The organism is Dyadobacter sp. CY345 (assembly GCF_021502725.1).
Lineage (GTDB): Bacteria > Bacteroidota > Bacteroidia > Cytophagales > Spirosomataceae > Dyadobacter.
Window position 1 is genome coordinate 438,279 of record NZ_JAKFFS010000001.1, and the last position, 16,184, is coordinate 454,462.

Genomic DNA, 16,184 nt, shown 5'->3' on the forward strand with positions numbered 1-16,184 from the left:
TCCCTTTCATTTATGCAATTAACACTATCACGTAAGCACTGGGTGGGAATTGGACTTGCCTTTGCGACACAATTTTCGCAGGCAGCCCAATCTCAGACCATCGCGTTTGTCTCCAAGCTTGAACGTCAGCCGCATGCGGTCAGGCAGGAAATGAAGCTAAAAAATGCGCTGCTGGACCTTCAACGCCATTATGGTGTGGAGATTGTTTTTGAAGATCGGGTTGTGGGGGCGTTGAATATAATTTCTGGCTCGATCGATTTTAACAAAACGTTGGAAAAAAACCTGGAAGTGATTCTTGGTCAGAAAGGATTAAAATACAAAAAAACGCGCAAAAATACTTATGTCATTCTTGAAGAAAAGGAAGCCGTAAAGACCAGCGTGGTAGTGCCTGACGCTAAGTTAGAATCAAGCGCAATCGCCGAAAACACCATCGTCGCATCTAATAATGTGTCAACGAAACACATGGTTACTATTGATAAAGCAATCACCGGTAAAGTTACCGATGAGGGTGGGAGTGGTCTGCCTGGTGTCAGTGTTGTGGTAAAAGGAACGCAGCGTGGAACATCTACAAATGGGGAGGGGGATTTTCAAATTGAAGTTCCTGATGATAATGCAGTTTTGGTATTTAGTTTTGTAGGATACAAAACACAGGAACTGACCGCGGGAGGGCAGTCAAAACTGGCAATTAAACTTTTACCAGACGAAAATGCGCTGGAAGAAGTAGTCGTTGTGGGTTATGGTTCTGTTAGAAAATCAGATTTAACAGGCGCCGTCGGTACCGTTAAAGCAGATGTTTTACAGGAACGCCCGGCTGCGTCACTTAATCAGGGATTGTCCGGAAGAATAACCGGTGTAAATGTTTCGTCAAACTCTGGAAGGCCGGGAGGTAGGGCGAATATCAGGATCAGGGGAGCCAGCTCCATCAGTGTTTCAAATAATCCTCTTTACGTTATTGACGGTGTTATTTTAAATTCTGTTGATCTCCAAAACGGAAGTACACCAATTGATTACATCAACCCAAATGATATCGCTTCCATTGAAGTGCTGAAAGACGCTTCTTCAACAGCGATCTATGGTGCTCGTGGGGCTAATGGCGTTATTTTGGTTACAACAAAACGTGGAACTGCGGATGGTGGCAGAGTAACTTACGATACTGATTTTAGTATCGGTATTGCACCTAAAAAACTGGCAGTGCTTAATTCAAGAGAATTTCTTGCCGTTGAAGATCTTGCCTATGCCAATGCTGCAAAATATGATCCTGTTGGCTGGGCTACTGGTACCAAGTACGTTGACCCGAAAACAAAGCGTACAAACCCTAATTTATTTGATGCGCAAGGAAACCCTCTGTATGACACGGACTGGCAGGATGAGACATTTCAGAAAGCCTTTACCCAAAATCATCAGCTGGGATTTACAGGTGGTAACGAAAAAGGAACTTACGGTGCTTTTGTAAATTATCGTAATGAAAATGGAGTTGTTCGGGATTCATGGCAAAAACGATACTCAGGTCGTTTTGTGTTTGATACGCAGATTAAAAGCTGGCTGAAAGTCGGAGGATCGCTTGGATATACGGATCAGAATGAAAAACAGGTTGATCAGCTTGACGGTGGTGGTATTACTGTTATGCGTCAGGTTCTGGAAGCTTTGCCAATTATTCCTGTCAGATATGCCAATGGAAACTGGGCGAGTAACCGCGATTATCCTGGTATGGAAGGGGGAGACAGTCCTTTAAGAGTTGCGGCGGAAAGGTTGTTCTATTTGAGAACACAGACAATGCTTGGCAACATGTATGCAACAATTCGTCTGGCGGAAGGTCTGGAATTGAAGTCAACAATTGGGACCAATGTGATCAATCAGAGAAGGGATTATTTCGCAGCAAAAGGCTTGCAGTATATTTCGAACAATGGTGACGCATCGGTTATTAACAACAGATACAATTCCTGGCAGTTTGAAAATTACCTGACTTATCACAAAGAATTCAAGACGATACATTCCCTGAACGCAATGGCTGGTTTGTCATGGCAGCACGTTGATCGCTTTGAAAACCAGGCTACGACACAGGGGTTTGATGACACTTATTTTGAGTTTAATAATCTTGGAGCAGGTGCAAGTCCACAGGCACCTTCATCGTTTGGTTCCGCATACGGGTTAAACTCATACTTTGCCCGTTTGAATTATGGCTTAATGAATAAATATCTGGTAACCTTCACCGGACGTCTGGATGGTTCTTCAAAATTTGGTGAGGCCAATCGTTTTGCATTCTTCCCATCGGCAGCTGTGGCATGGCGGGTGACGGAAGAGCAGTTTATGCAGAACATTCCTGCTGTATCAAATCTAAAAATCCGGGCGAGTTATGGTGCAACAGGTAACTCTGAGATTCCTGCATACCGCGCGCTCGCAGGTATGACAAACTACAATGTTATTTTTAACGGAATTCGTAACATTGGAACCGGTATAAGCCGAATGGCCAATCCTAACCTTCAATGGGAAAAAACGCAGCAGGTCGATTTTGGTATTGAGTTAGGATTATTCTCAAACAGAATAAATTTTGAACTTGATCTGTATCGTAGAAAAGTTAACGACATGTTATTGGACGCTCCTCTTCCGCTCAGCAGCGGATATGGCAGTATTTATTCCAATGTTGGAAGTATGCAAAACAAGGGGATAGAATTTGCAATTAATTCTACTAATCTTAAAATTGGAGATTTTGCATGGAATACTACATTCAACATTTCTATAAATAAAAATGAAGTGTTGGCGCTTTCAGGAGGCAGTGATATTTTCTCCGGAAATGGTGTCATTCGCGTTGGAGAACCTGTGGGCTCTTTCTTTGGAAGAAAACATTTAGGAACCTGGAGTACTAACGAAGCTGAGCAGGCAAAAAAATATAATATGCTTCCAGGCGATGTTAAATATCTTGATTTAAATAATGATGGTACGATCAACGATAACGACAGAACGATTATTGGGCAGGGAATTGCTGATGGATTTGGTACTTTCCTGAACACGTTCCAGTTTAAAGGCTGGTCATTAACTGTTGATCTTCAGTACATGTATGGAAATGATGTGCTTGACAGAAGTATCCACTCTGCCGAGGACAGACAGGGTATAGCGAATAGTTATAAAACTGTTATAAATGCCTGGACGGAAACCAATCAAAATACGCCAATTGCGCAGATTCGTCCAATCAACGCCTATTACACGACTAACAATGACAGCCATAAGGTTACGGATGCATCTTTTATAAGAGGACGTAATTTGTTGCTTGCTTACACATTTCCATCGGCGGTTACATCGAAGCTTAAACTCGACCGCCTTAGGGTCTACGGATCGGTTCAGAATTTTTTTGTAGCTACAAAATATTATGGATTTGATCCTGAGGTATCCAATTCGTCATCACCTTTCGATCAGGGGTTAGCGCTTTATGATTATCCAAAACCAAGGATATTTATGCTGGGTCTCAATATTGGTCTGTAATCAACTGTTGACATTTTAACTTAAAAAGTGATGAACCGAATTTCCAAAAAATATAAACTTCTGCTATTGTTAGCAGGTACCATGTACTTCACCAGTTGCTCGGATTTTTTGAATGAATCGGATCCCAGCAGTTTTACGGTAGAGAATTATTTTACTAAGCCGGAGCATGCCCGGAGTTCTGTTAATGCAATTTACGCAAGTATGCGTGACCCCCTTGGCAGCGGTTTTGGCGGCGGGCCATGGATGATGACTGAGTTTGCGACAGGGTTAGCTGCTACGGATTTAGGACAGGCTGTTAATAGTTACTTTATTAAAGATTTAAGAAATACTTCTGATAATAGCTATGGTCAAAACTATTGGGCTTCATACTACCGGGGAATTGGTAACGCTAATCTTTCCATTTCCAAAGTTCCGACCATTTCCATGGACGCTGTGGAATCTAAGAAGCTGATGGGTGAGGCCTATTTCCTGAGAGCTTTTTACTATTTTAACCTGGTTCAGATGTTTGGTAACATACCTTTGATTACTGAACCAACTTCGCTTCAATCGGAGCAATTAAGACCGGCCGCGGCGCCCGTGGAAGATGTTTATAACTTTATTGTGGAAGATCTTAAATTGGCAGAAGCCGCCGGATTGCCATGGACGGACGCAACTGGAAAAGTTAGTACCGGTGCTGTCAAGTCTTTACTTGCAAAGGTTTATCTTACTATGGCAGGTTATCCCTTACAGAAAGGTGCTGAATATTACACTTTGGCAGCTCAGAAAGCGGGAGAGGTGATTGATTCTAAACAATTCCGGTTGTTCACAACATACGACGATCTGCATAACCCTGCCAAGAAAAATGTTGATGAGAATATTTTTATGATCCAATTCCGGACACAAATTCTTCCATCTAACTGGCAGGTGTCCATTATTCCCTACAACAAAAATATCTCCCAGTATTCAGATGAAACGGGAGGGATTTATGCAACAGCAGATTTTGTGAAATCATACGATCCCGCTGACCTTCGTGTAAAAGAAAAACAATTCTTTTTTACAAAATTCACCAACGAAACCAATCGGAATCAGGAAGTGGATTTAGGCGGCTACTTTATCTACAAGCATTTTGACAACGTAGCGCAGACAAGTACTGCAAACAGTGATTTGAACTGGCCAGTGATCCGTTATGCTGATGTTTTGCTGATGTATGCAGAGGCGTCCAATGAGGTAAGCGGACCAACTGCAAAAGCTTATGAGGCAGTGAATGCAACCAGGACGAGAGCACAATTGCCCAACCTTGCCGGCTTGTCAAAAGATCAGTTGCGTGAGGCTGTCTGGAAAGAAAGATGGTATGAACTGTGTTTTGAAAATATCACCTGGTTTGACATGGTTCGGCTTCGCAAAGCTTTTAATGTAACCACAAAACAATTTGATGATTACGTGGGACACAAATTCACCTACGGTCCGGTCGTTACAGCAAGAGAACTTTTGTTTCCCTTACCAACAAGTGAGGTCAGAAATAATACAAATCTGAAACAGAATACAGGATACTAAAAATACTTTTATAACCAAAAAAGCCATTGATTTCGGTCAATGGCTTTTTTGGTTATTTACCTTATTGAGATAACAAGTTCTAGATAAAACGGTTAATCAGATTTTCAAGATATTCTTGTTTTCCTGAAATTATAGCTGGTTCGCCTTTTGCTGCTGCCAGTTCAAAAAGATCTGCCAGACCAAGTTTACCAGTTTCAAATTCAGCACCTTTTCCTGAATCAAAACTTGCATAACGGTCCGTGCGGATTTTGTCATATTCACCATTCTGGATAATATTGTCAGCAATAACCAGAGCTCTTGCAACCACATCAATACCACCGATATGTGCATGGAAAACGTCCGCAACATCCGTTGAGTTACGACGACGTTTTGCATCGAAGTTAATACCACCGCCTTGCAATCCGCCAGCCTGCAAAATTACTAACAATGCTTTTGTCCACTCAGCGATATCGTTAGGGAACTGATCTGTATCCCAACCATTTTGGTAGTCTCCACGGTTCGCATCGATTGAACCCAAAAGTCCTGCATCCGCTGCAACCTGCAACTCATGTTCGAACGTATGTCCTGCCAACGTAGCGTGATTCACTTCAAGGTTCAGGGAGAAATCTGCAAGAAGATCATGCTGGCGAAGGAATCCAATTACCGTTGCAGCATCGTAATCATACTGATGTTTCGTTGGCTCGCAAGGTTTTGGTTCGATAAAGAATTTACCTTTGAAGCCATTTGAACGTGCATACGCCACAGACATTTTAAGCATCTGAGCAAAATGCTCCTGCTCGCGTTTCATGTCTGTATTAAGGAGCGTCATATAACCTTCACGACCTCCCCAGAACACGTAATTTTCTCCGCCCAAAGCGATCGTTGCGTCCAAAGCAATTTTGATCTGTGCCGCAGCGTGAGAAACCACGTCAAAATCCGGGTTGGTTGAGGCACCATTCATATAACGATGGTGACTGAACAAGTTAGCTGTTCCCCAAAGTAATTTAACACCTGAATCTTTTTGCTTTTGCGCAAGATATTGTGTCAAAGTCTGAAGACGTTTTTCATTGCTGCGAACGTCGTCAGTATAATCTACTACGTCAACATCATGGAAACAGTAATAAGGCAATCCAAGTTTTGTGATCAATTCAAATGCAGCATCTGCTTTGTCTTTTGCGCGGTCAACAGCATCTGCTTTTTTATCCCATGGGTAAAATAATGTTTGTCCTCCGAAAGGATCACCACCATTTCCACAGAACGTATGCCAGTAAGCAACAGCAAAACGAAGATGCTCTTTCATGCTTTTACCAGCAACGATACGATTTTCGTCATACCAGCGGTATGCTAACGGGTTTGTCGATTCCGGTCCTTCGTAAGCGATTTTCCCGATTCCTTTAAAATACTCCTCTTCTCCAAGTAGTATGCTCATTGCGGTTTGTGTTAATGGTTTTTAAATGATAAGGTCTAGGTAAAGGGTGTTTACAGATCACAAATTATAAAGCTATTGTTCTCCGGATCATACTTTTTACTGCCTCTTTTTTATTAAGTGTACTATTGACAATTTTTACTGCAATACTATCACTTTTTTTTGAAAAAATTGAAAGCATAATGAAAAAAGGGTTGCGAAATATTTTCGCAACCCTTTTCATGTATTCTGAACGGCTTTTTCTCTTAGAAGAATTTAGCGCGACGATCAACTATTTTAGCATTCTCACGAATTGCTTCGTTCACAAGGTAAGAAGAACGGCTTTCCAACGATTGGGTAAGCTGCGTTTTATTCTGAGTGAAATCGGCAATTTTTGGAGCATCCGTTTTGTTGATCAGCTCCATGATGAACACACCGTTTTCGCCGGTAAATACACCTGTTTTCTGACCAGCTTTCAGGCCAAATACCTTACCTAATGCGATTGGATCAAAACCTGCGCTGGTTAAGAAACCTGTTGCAAGAGAAATATCATTTGCAGTTTCAATCAAAGCACCTGCACCGTATTTTTTAGCTATCGTTTCAAGATCGCCTGTTGCTCCTTTAAGTTTTGCAGTGATCTGCTCAGCTTTCAATTCGTTGCGAACTTTGGTTGTAAGCTCGTCACGGAAGTCGTCCACTTTAACGTTTTCCTGATCTGATTTTCCTGTAAGTACAGCAACGATATATTGTTCCTCTGTTTCAAAAACCTGAGAAACGTTATTGATCTTCGTGTCTTCTTTAAATGCCCAGCGAACAATTTCGCGGCCATTTTGTATCGCATTGATATTCGTAGCGCTTTCAGGAACACGGTTAGCTGTTGCTACAACAAGTCCTTTATTCTTTTTAACAGCTTCGTTAAACTGTTCTTTTGTTTTTACCGAATTAGCAAACTCGTCGGCTTTGCGGTATGCTTCGTCACGTGTAGCCTGGCTTGGAGCAATTGTTTTTCCAATCGCAGCGATACGGTACAACGTATTATTTTTAGTTGCTGTTACCTTGATAATATGGAAGCCAAACTGGCTTTCGATTAATCTCGGGATCAAGCCAGGAGCACTTGCAGAGAAAACCGCATCTTCAAATGGTTTAACCATTGCGCCATTGTTCTGAAAATATCCTAAGTCACCACCACGTTGCGCTGAACCCGGGTCTGCACTTGACGTTGCTGCCAAAGCTTCGAAATTAGCACCAGAACGAATCTGGGCAAGAATTCCTTCTGCACGAACACGAGCCGCAGCCTTAGCTGTGTCTGACTGATTTTCTGCTCTGATAAGAATATGACTTGCTTTTGCAGAAGATACAGTATCCGTACGAGTTCCATCATATTTATAGATGAAGTAAGTATTTCCTTCGCGGTATGGACCGTAAACGCCACCAGGTACGAATGATTTTACAGCTTCTTTTAACTGATCAGACATGTTGGCTAATGACATATTCATCGGCAACGGAATGTCTGAATTCATTTTTGCGTAAGAAGAATCATTTTGTGCCGTAGCAAGTCCACGAGCCAATTCTTTAATTTCATTGTAAAGTGCGGTACTATCGTCTTTCGCTGGCTGAACCGGAAAGCTGACATATTCGATTGAACGTGTATCGGTTCCTTTATATTCTGAGCGGTGAGCACTTAAATAAGTTTCAAGCTGAGAATCAGTTACTTTAATCGTAGTGTCTACGATTGAGAAATAAGGAACATATAAATAACGTGTCGTTGCTTTTGTGTTTTGCGCAACATATTCTTTTTCAGCTTGCGCCTTAGTTATGTAGGTAGACAGCTTCAAAAGGTTTTCGTATTTGCTGCGAATGCGCTCTTCACGAAGACTCGTTTCAAAACTAGTCCATGATTTTTGTTGCTCAACAGGTAACGTCTTTAAGTTTTTCAGGTAGTTAATAACAGCGGATTTATCAAAACGACCAGATGTTGGATCAGAAAACGCCTGAAGAATTGAAGGGCTGATGTGATTTCCCTGCACCATATCCACTAATTCTTCATCTGTAACCGCTAGCCCAAGCTCGTCAAATTGTTTTTTGTAAGCAATGTCAACAATGAATTGATTCCATGCCTGGTCGCGTAATGAAGCTAGTTCATTTTCATTCAAACTGCGGCCCGACTGCGCCTCATAGTTCTGACGAAACCCATCGACCCTGGTCTGAAAGTCTTTGATATTGATTTCTTTACCAGCAATCTCACCAACAGTTTGGTTGTTATTTCCTCCTAAGAAAGAGTTTGGGCCTAAAAGGTCACCACCCACCATAAATAAGATCAAACTGATTGCGATTACTGTGACAGCAACTCCGGATTTCTCTCTGATTTTGTTAATTAAAGCCATTTCTATTTTTGAATTAGACCCGCAAAATAAAATCTTTTCTGCGTGGAATGCAAGAGGGATTTATAATTGATAATTGATATTTGCAAACGAATCACCGAAATATTTGCTGGATTTCCACTATTTTATTCTAAATACTTCAAATTGAAGGCATAAATTATGCACATGATCGAGCTGAAAAATATTCCTGCCAATCCGGTTACTACGCCTAACCAGCCACCAATAACAAGTACCGATCCCAGAAAAGCAACAACCATTCCACCCAGATAGAGGTAAAATCCCAGCTTTTTCAAGTTCCACATTAAATAGGCAGCATATAAAGTAAGTGATTCAAAAATAAGCATGATGACAGCACTTTTCCTGATCATGTCTGGCGTTGTCCGTTGAATTACGGATTCTAGTAAACGATCAACCGTTTTGGTATCTGCTTGTGATGGTTGTTCTTCAAGTTTTTCACGGGCACTTTGAAAAAGCTCGCGCGTCTTGTCGGCCACCACACCCGGATTCCAAAGTCGTTCAGATTGTGTCCATAAGCCGGAAATAGAACTTAAAAAAGTAAGTATGCAAAGCACAGTAAGCACTGTTGGGCGTGGAGTTGGAGCATTCATTGGGCAATAATAAAAATAATGTAATGACAGTTGTCAATATCGGGATGTAAAATTTGTGGATTTCGATGAAAACACCAAAAGCATTTGAATATTCTTATAAGTGAACATACTTTTACAATTATAATTTCAAAATATCAATTTTACATCTAACGGGAGCCTGGTAAATTATGAGCCTACAAATTCTGACTGAACGCGTTACCAGCATGCTGGGCACGGATAGCGGCCTTGACGCAACAGTTAAATTCAAAACAGACGAAGGAAATGTTTTCATAAATAGCAAAGTTGTGCCGAATACTGTGTCTAACGAAGACCTGGATGCAGACTGCACATTTGAAATTTCTACAAAAAATGCTTTGAAATTATTGGACGGCGACCTGAATGCGATGATGGCCTATATGATGGGCAAGCTCAAAATCGACGGAGATATGGGTGTCGCGATGAAAATCGCTGAAACTTTTGGGGGTAAGTAATATCCCGGAAAATGTTTTCGTGAAAAAGGAGTCTGGATTCGAGCGGTAATTCCGCTTGAATCCAGACTCCTTTTTTTATCGCCCAAGTTAAAGCTCCAATTCCCGAAGATACATCTGGATCGTATTTTCTAAACCTAAATATAAGGCATCGGAAATTAATGCATGGCCGATGGAAACTTCATCCATCCAAGGAATACATTGTTTCAGGAAGTGCAGGTTGTCCAGACTTAGGTCATGTCCAGCGTTTAAGCCCAAACCAACTTCTTTTGCTTTCTCTGCCGCCAGAACAAATGGTATAACGGCCTTTTGCCTGTTCTCGAAATAATGCGCTGCGTAAGGTTCTGTATATAATTCAACGCGGTCAGCTCCGCAGATCTTTGCGCCTTCAACCATATCCGGATCAGGATCGACAAATACTGAAACGCGTATGTTTTCTTTCTTAAATTCCTGAATCAGCTCAGTTAAAAGATTTCGGTTTGTGATAGTATCCCAGCCAGCGTTGGAAGTTATCGCGCCAAGAGCGTCCGGCACGAGTGTTACCTGGTCAGGTTTTGTGGCAAGTACCAGATCTATAAATTTTCGCTCCGAGGGATTTCCTTCGATATTGAATTCTGTTGTTACAACTTCTTTTAAATCGTAAACATCCTGATAACGAATATGCCGCTCATCCGGGCGGGGGTGCACAGTAATGCCTTGCGCGCCAAAACGCTCACAATCCAGAGCCACTTTCAGGACATTGGGATTGTCGCCTCCGCGAGAATTCCGAAGTGTAGCTATTTTGTTAATGTTGACGCTGAGACGAGTCATGTTGAAGTTTTTAATGATAGATTGATAGAATGATTGAATTTTGAATGGTAGAATTTTGAATGATAGAATGTGATGCAAAACCCTTGGTTATTCATTCTATCATTCACTCATTCAAAATTCTATCATTGATTCGTGTAACTTTGCGCCTTTAATGACAAATTTAACATTGCTCATTCTAAATTAACTCATTTATTCATTAATATTCTCACATTCAAAATTCATTCATTAAACATATGTCACTAAAAATTCAGGTTGAATCAGGTATTAAAGATGCCATGAGGGCAAAAGATCAGGACACTTTGCGCGCTTTACGTGCAATCAAATCATTGATTTTGCTGGAAGAAACAAAAGGCGGTGCATCAGGAGAATTAACTGCTGACGACGAATTGAAGTTGCTTACAAAAGCTGCAAAACAACGCAGAGAATCAGCAGATATTTACAAAACACAAAATCGCCCCGACCTTTTGGAAAAGGAAGAAGCTGAGCTCGCGATCATCGAGCAGTTTTTGCCAAAACAATTATCAGAAGAAGAAGTTACGGCCAAACTAAAAGAAATTATTTCTCGCGTTGGCGCAACGGGCCCTTCGGATATGGGTAAGGTAATGGGTGCAGCAACGAAGGAACTTGCCGGCCAGGCTGACGGTCGTGTTGTTTCGGCATTAGTAAAGAGTTTGCTCGCATGAAGTTATTGGATATTCTTATCCTGATTCCATTACTTTGGGGAGCTTTACATGGTTACCGTAAGGGTTTGCTTATCGAAATTATCGGCATAGCGGGCCTTGTGGTAGCCATGATCCTCGGTTTTAAATTTCTGGGCCTGGGAATGGAAGTTCTCACGCCTTATTTCAGTGACGGTACCGCAAGAAAAATCCTTCCATATATAGGTTTTTCAGCCGTATTTTTTCCAACCATATTTTTGCTGAACCAATTCGGTTACCGAATCCGGCGTTCGTTGCGTTACTCAATTCTGGGAACCTTCGACAGTTTCGCCGGCGCAATGGTTGGTATTTTTACCTGGGTTTTCGGGATCAGTGTATTTTTCTGGCTTGTCAATACCATCGGTGTGAAAATTCCTGAACACCGTACAAATGATACCTGGCTTTATCCGCTTGTCATTCCGGTCGCTCCCAATGTGATTACAAAAGCACTTACTTTAATGCCGGAAGGCAGTGAACTGATTAAGGACTGGAAATCAGAATATTTGGATGATGAGAAAAAGGATAAAGAAAGTGAAGATGAATATTCTGATGATGAAGGTGAATCAGATAACAAAAAAGATAATTCTGAACGCATAGACGAATGATTTTTCGTAAAACGGTGTTTCTTTTCGATTAACAAATCTTTCATTAACTGGATAAAATAATCGTATGCGGAACATCAATCTGAGGCCGGATAATTCTTTTAAAGATTGATATTCAGTACCTTTGCAGTAAATACGGTTACCTTCAAAATAAGCGGTGACCAATAGTTATAAAAATAATGGTTGAAGTACAAGAAAAGCAGGATATAAGGAAGTTAAGTGTTGATCAGTTGAAAAACTGGATGGCAGAACATGGAGAAAAGGCTTTCCGTGCGAAACAGATCTATGAGTGGATATGGAAAAAATCGGCATCATCTTTTGCTCAAATGACAAACCTGTCCCTGGCAACCAGACAACTCATCGACGAACACTTTGTAATCAATGCGATGACTGTTGCCAAACAACAGCAAAGTAATGATGGTACTGTAAAATCTGCTTTTAAATTATTCGACGGCCATTTGGTGGAAGGTGTTTTAATACCTGCCTCTGACCGTATGACAGCATGCGTGAGCAGCCAGGTGGGTTGTTCACTGACCTGCAAATTCTGCGCGACTGGCTATATGGAGCGTAAGAGAAATCTTGACGCCGCTGAAATTTATGATCAGGTTGTAGCCATTGCACGCCAGGCAGAAGCGAGTTTCAAGGCTCCCCTTACTAATATCGTGTATATGGGTATGGGTGAGCCGCTATTAAACTATACGGCTGTTCTAAAATCAATTGAACATATTACCTCGCCGGAAGGCCTTAATATGTCGCCAAGGCGCATCACAGTTTCGACAGCCGGGATCGCCAAAATGATTAAAAAACTGGGCGACGATGAAGTTCGTTTCCGTCTTGCGCTTTCTTTGCATGCGGCAAATGACGAAAAACGTAACCGTATCATGCCAATTAACGAATCTAATTCGCTTGATAATCTGGCTGAGGCACTTAATTATTTTTATAAGAAAACAGGGAACCGGATTACTTTCGAATATATTGTTTTCAATAACTTCAATGATACTTTGCAGGATGCAAAAGAGCTTTGGGAGTTTACCAAACGTGTACCGGCACGCGTAAACATCATCGAATACAACCCGATCGCCGAAGCAGATTTTACGAATACCGGTGCTGATCGTCTGGATCAATTTGCTGCTTTTCTGGAAGAAAAAGGTGTTTCTGTTCATGTGCGCAGAAGCCGTGGGAAAGACATTGACGCAGCCTGCGGACAGCTTGCCAATAAAGAAGGAAATTGAACATTACACTTTTTCTTGTTAAAATCTGATTTAGTCACCCGATGGTTTTATCAATTAAAACATTGGCTGAATAGAAGCACTTTATTAACGCAAATATGAATTTACTTAACAATTTCTTAACATTGCACTTGTAAAGAATCAGTAGTTTTGCCTCGAAATCATGTTCTTACCTAACCGGAATGCTTGCCGAAACATATCACTTCTGCAACGACCATTAAAGTGAGTTTTATAAAGTAAACTTATACGCTACCTATGTTTGGTCTTGAAACCGACATTTTTCTCCTTCTCGCTTTTAGTCTTTTAGCGGCTTGTGCATTTGAATTTGTAAACGGTTTCCACGATACGGCCAATGCCGTCGCTACCGTAATTTATACGAATTCCCTGAAACCAAATATCGCAGTAATGTGGTCCGGTTTCTGTAACTTTTTAGGTGTTTTTTTTGGTGGAATTGCAGTTGCAATGGGTATTGTAAACCTGCTGCCAGTCGAATTACTGATTGATCAGAATGTCTATCATAGCGTTGCTATGGTTTTTTCTTTGCTTTTCAGTGCGATTATCTGGAACCTTGGAACATGGTGGTTTGGACTTCCGAGTTCCAGTTCACATACTTTGATAGGCTCCATTCTTGGTGTTGGTCTTGCGTTTACGTTTATGCCCGAAAATACACACGGTGCCGGTGTAAACTGGTCAAAAGCACAAGAACTTTTTACCTCTCTTTTAACTTCTCCGATCTTCGGTTTTGCCCTTGCGATCATCATTATGTTCATCCTTCGCCGGGCGCTTTCGAAACCTCTTCGTGACGTTGTGTTCAGTGAACCTCAAAAAAATACGCCGCCGCCGATCTGGATTCGCGCCATTTTGGTTACTACCTGTACCCTTGTAAGTTTCTTTCACGGATCTAATGATGGTCAAAAAGGAGTGGGCCTTGTAATGTTGATCCTGATTGGAATTGTTCCTGCACATTTTGCTCTGGATAACAGTATTAATCCGGTTGAAATGAAAACTGAGCTTGCCAGAATTGACGAGACAATCGGACGTATCGACACCGTCGGACTATCTGCGTCAGATCGTGAACATTGGCATACAATTAAGTCAGAAATCGCTTTACTAACTATCCAGCTGAACAAACCTATGGTTGACAATAAGTTGCCGAAGGAAGTGCGAATGAACGCACGGAAATCGTTGCTTCTGATCAGCCGTAATACGAAAACAATCCTTGAAAACGGAGATGCAAATCTTAATTCTGCTGATACTGAGTTTTTGAAAGGACAGGCAGGAGGCGAAAAAGGGATCAGAAGATTTACAGATTACGCACCTGACTGGGTTATTTTAATGATCTCGCTTTCCCTTGGTTTGGGAACAATGGTAGGTTGGAAAAGAATTGTGGTAACCATCGGTGAGAAAATCGGTAAGCAGCATTTGACTTATGCACAGGGTGCATCTGCTGAATTAGTTGCTGCAAGTACCATTGGTGTCTCATCCTATCTTGGACTTCCGGTGAGTACAACACACGTACTCTCATCCGGTATCGCCGGTTCGATGGTGGCAAGTAAAGGGGTTAAAAACTTACAAGCTGGAACGATCCGGAATATTGTAATCGCCTGGATATTGACGTTGCCTGTGACTATGTTTTTGTCCGGTACGTTATACGCCTTCTTCCGCTGGATACTTTAATGGCTGTTGGCTATTAGGTTTTAGCAATTAGTTTGGTTGATTAACATTTAAATTATCCATCCTAAAATATACTGAAACCGTCTTGTGTTTATTCACGAGACGGTTTCTTCGTTTCTTGTAAATCAGAGTTAAATAGTGAGCAAGTACAACGGGAGAAGTTTTTTATTTTGCCTTAAACCAGATTAAAGAAAATCGTGTTTCTATTTTGGACATAAATCCGGTCAGCTGGATTCTTTGGTTTTGAAAAGTATATTCTCGTAATTCGGACTGGATTTTTATCAATCAACAAAAAGCCAATTATTCACCATAATGACAACCATTGAAGAGCAAGTAGCGCGTTACGGTTTTGTTACTGAAGCGATCGCAGAAGATATTGATTTGATTGCTGAAATTAACCGATTGAAAAAGGAGAAAAATGCGGTCATTCTTGCACATTATTACGTAGATGCAGAAATTCAGGATTTGGCAGATTATATCGGTGACAGTTTAGGTTTATCACAACAGGCTGCCGCAACAGAAGCGGATATGATCATTTTCTGTGGCGTACACTTCATGGGTGAAACCGCCAAAATATTGAGTCCGAACAAAAAAGTAGTTATCCCGGACCTAAATGCTGGTTGTTCGCTCGCTGACTCAGCTCCTGCTGATAAGTTCGCTGAATTTAAAGCACAATATCCTGATCATATCGTAATCAGTTATATCAACTGTTCTGCTGAAATCAAGGCCCTTACTGATATTGTTTGTACTTCGTCCAATGCTTTACAAATTGTAAACAGCCTGCCAAAAGACCAGAAAATTATTTTTGCCCCTGATGCAAATCTTGGAAGATATGTTTCTCAAAAAACAGGCCGGGATATGGTTTTGTGGGATGGCGCATGTATTGTCCACATTGATATTTCCCGTGAAAAACTGGCTGAGCTTCGAAAAGAAAATCCGGATGCTTTGCTGATTGCTCATCCGGAATGTAAGGAAGATATTTTGTTGCAATCAGACTTTGTAAGTTCCACAACAGGGCTTTTGAAGTTTGTTCAGGAATCTGATCATGATAAATTTATTGTGGCAACGGAAGCTGGGATTTTGCATAAAATGAAACAGGCCGTTCCGCATAAAAAACTGATCCCAGCACCTGGCTCCGATAACAATACCTGCGCTTGTTCAGAGTGTCCTTACATGAAAATGAATACGCTGGAAAAAGTTTACAACGCTTTGTATTACGAACAGCCGGAAATTTTTGTTCCTGAAGATATTCGTTTGAAAGCGTTTGAATCGGTGAACAGAATGCTGGAACTAAGTAAAGGAATCTGATTTCTTGCTTATA

The 16,184-nt window shown here is 41.2% G+C and carries 12 protein-coding genes; 8 read left to right on the forward strand and 4 right to left on the reverse strand.

All coding sequences use genetic code 11. The annotated features are described in order from the left end of the window. The first annotated feature begins 12 nt into the window (after positions 1-12). Together L0657_RS01980 and L0657_RS01985 are read left to right on the forward strand one after the other, a co-directional pair. Positions 13-3,477 carry a SusC/RagA family TonB-linked outer membrane protein gene (locus L0657_RS01980; RefSeq protein WP_235148719.1) on the forward strand — a complete coding sequence of 1,155 codons (3,465 nt, stop codon included), beginning with the start codon at positions 13-15 and terminating at the stop codon, positions 3,475-3,477. Between the two features lie 30 nt (positions 3,478-3,507). After that, the gene (locus L0657_RS01985; protein WP_235148720.1) at positions 3,508-5,010 is read left to right on the forward strand and encodes a RagB/SusD family nutrient uptake outer membrane protein; all 1,503 of its coding nucleotides are present in this window, start codon (positions 3,508-3,510) and stop codon (positions 5,008-5,010) included. A gap of 79 nt (positions 5,011-5,089) precedes the next feature. On the opposite strand, the gene xylA is transcribed toward L0657_RS01985, so the two are convergent. From xylA to L0657_RS02000, 3 genes are all read right to left on the reverse strand, one after another. Then, a complete protein-coding gene (xylA, locus tag L0657_RS01990) occupies positions 5,090-6,418 on the reverse strand; it encodes a xylose isomerase (protein WP_235148721.1) in 1,329 nt (442 codons plus the stop codon). A gap of 242 nt (positions 6,419-6,660) precedes the next feature. Beyond that, the gene (locus tag L0657_RS01995; RefSeq protein ID WP_235148722.1) at positions 6,661-8,778 is read right to left on the reverse strand and encodes a SurA N-terminal domain-containing protein; all 2,118 of its coding nucleotides are present in this window, start codon (positions 8,776-8,778) and stop codon (positions 6,661-6,663) included. Between the two features lie 122 nt (positions 8,779-8,900). Continuing rightward, positions 8,901-9,383, reverse strand: coding sequence for a hypothetical protein (locus L0657_RS02000; protein WP_235148723.1), 483 nt, complete (start codon positions 9,381-9,383; stop codon positions 8,901-8,903). A gap of 167 nt (positions 9,384-9,550) precedes the next feature. Here L0657_RS02000 and L0657_RS02005 point away from each other — a divergent pair, with 167 nt between their 5' ends. Further along, on the forward strand, positions 9,551-9,853 hold the full coding sequence (locus L0657_RS02005; RefSeq protein ID WP_235148724.1) for an SCP2 sterol-binding domain-containing protein: 303 nt from the start codon (positions 9,551-9,553) through the stop codon (positions 9,851-9,853). A gap of 87 nt (positions 9,854-9,940) precedes the next feature. Here L0657_RS02005 and L0657_RS02010 read toward each other — a convergent pair whose 3' ends face one another. Continuing rightward, positions 9,941-10,660, reverse strand: coding sequence for a pyridoxine 5'-phosphate synthase (locus tag L0657_RS02010; protein ID WP_235148725.1), 720 nt, complete (start codon positions 10,658-10,660; stop codon positions 9,941-9,943). Between the two features lie 233 nt (positions 10,661-10,893). Here L0657_RS02010 and L0657_RS02015 point away from each other — a divergent pair, with 233 nt between their 5' ends. The 5 genes from L0657_RS02015 to nadA all read left to right on the forward strand — a co-directional run bounded on the left by L0657_RS02015 (position 10,894) and on the right by nadA (position 16,171). After that, positions 10,894-11,343, forward strand: a complete 450-nt coding sequence (locus L0657_RS02015; protein WP_235148726.1) for a GatB/YqeY domain-containing protein — start codon at positions 10,894-10,896, stop codon at positions 11,341-11,343. Beyond that, entirely contained in the window at positions 11,340-11,963 is a 624-nt protein-coding gene (locus L0657_RS02020) for a CvpA family protein (RefSeq protein WP_310588253.1), read from the forward strand. The genes L0657_RS02015 and L0657_RS02020 overlap by 4 nt, the downstream gene beginning before the upstream one ends. A 176-nt stretch (positions 11,964-12,139) precedes the next feature. Continuing rightward, positions 12,140-13,192, forward strand: coding sequence for a 23S rRNA (adenine(2503)-C(2))-methyltransferase RlmN (rlmN, locus tag L0657_RS02025; RefSeq protein ID WP_235148727.1), 1,053 nt, complete (start codon positions 12,140-12,142; stop codon positions 13,190-13,192). Positions 13,193-13,444: 252 nt separating this feature from the next. Beyond that, positions 13,445-14,866, forward strand: a complete 1,422-nt coding sequence (locus L0657_RS02030) for an inorganic phosphate transporter (RefSeq protein ID WP_235148728.1) — start codon at positions 13,445-13,447, stop codon at positions 14,864-14,866. A gap of 309 nt (positions 14,867-15,175) precedes the next feature. Continuing rightward, complete coding sequence (gene nadA / locus L0657_RS02035) at positions 15,176-16,171, forward strand: quinolinate synthase NadA (protein WP_235148729.1); 996 nt, start codon at positions 15,176-15,178, stop codon at positions 16,169-16,171. Positions 16,172-16,184 lie beyond the last annotated feature (13 nt).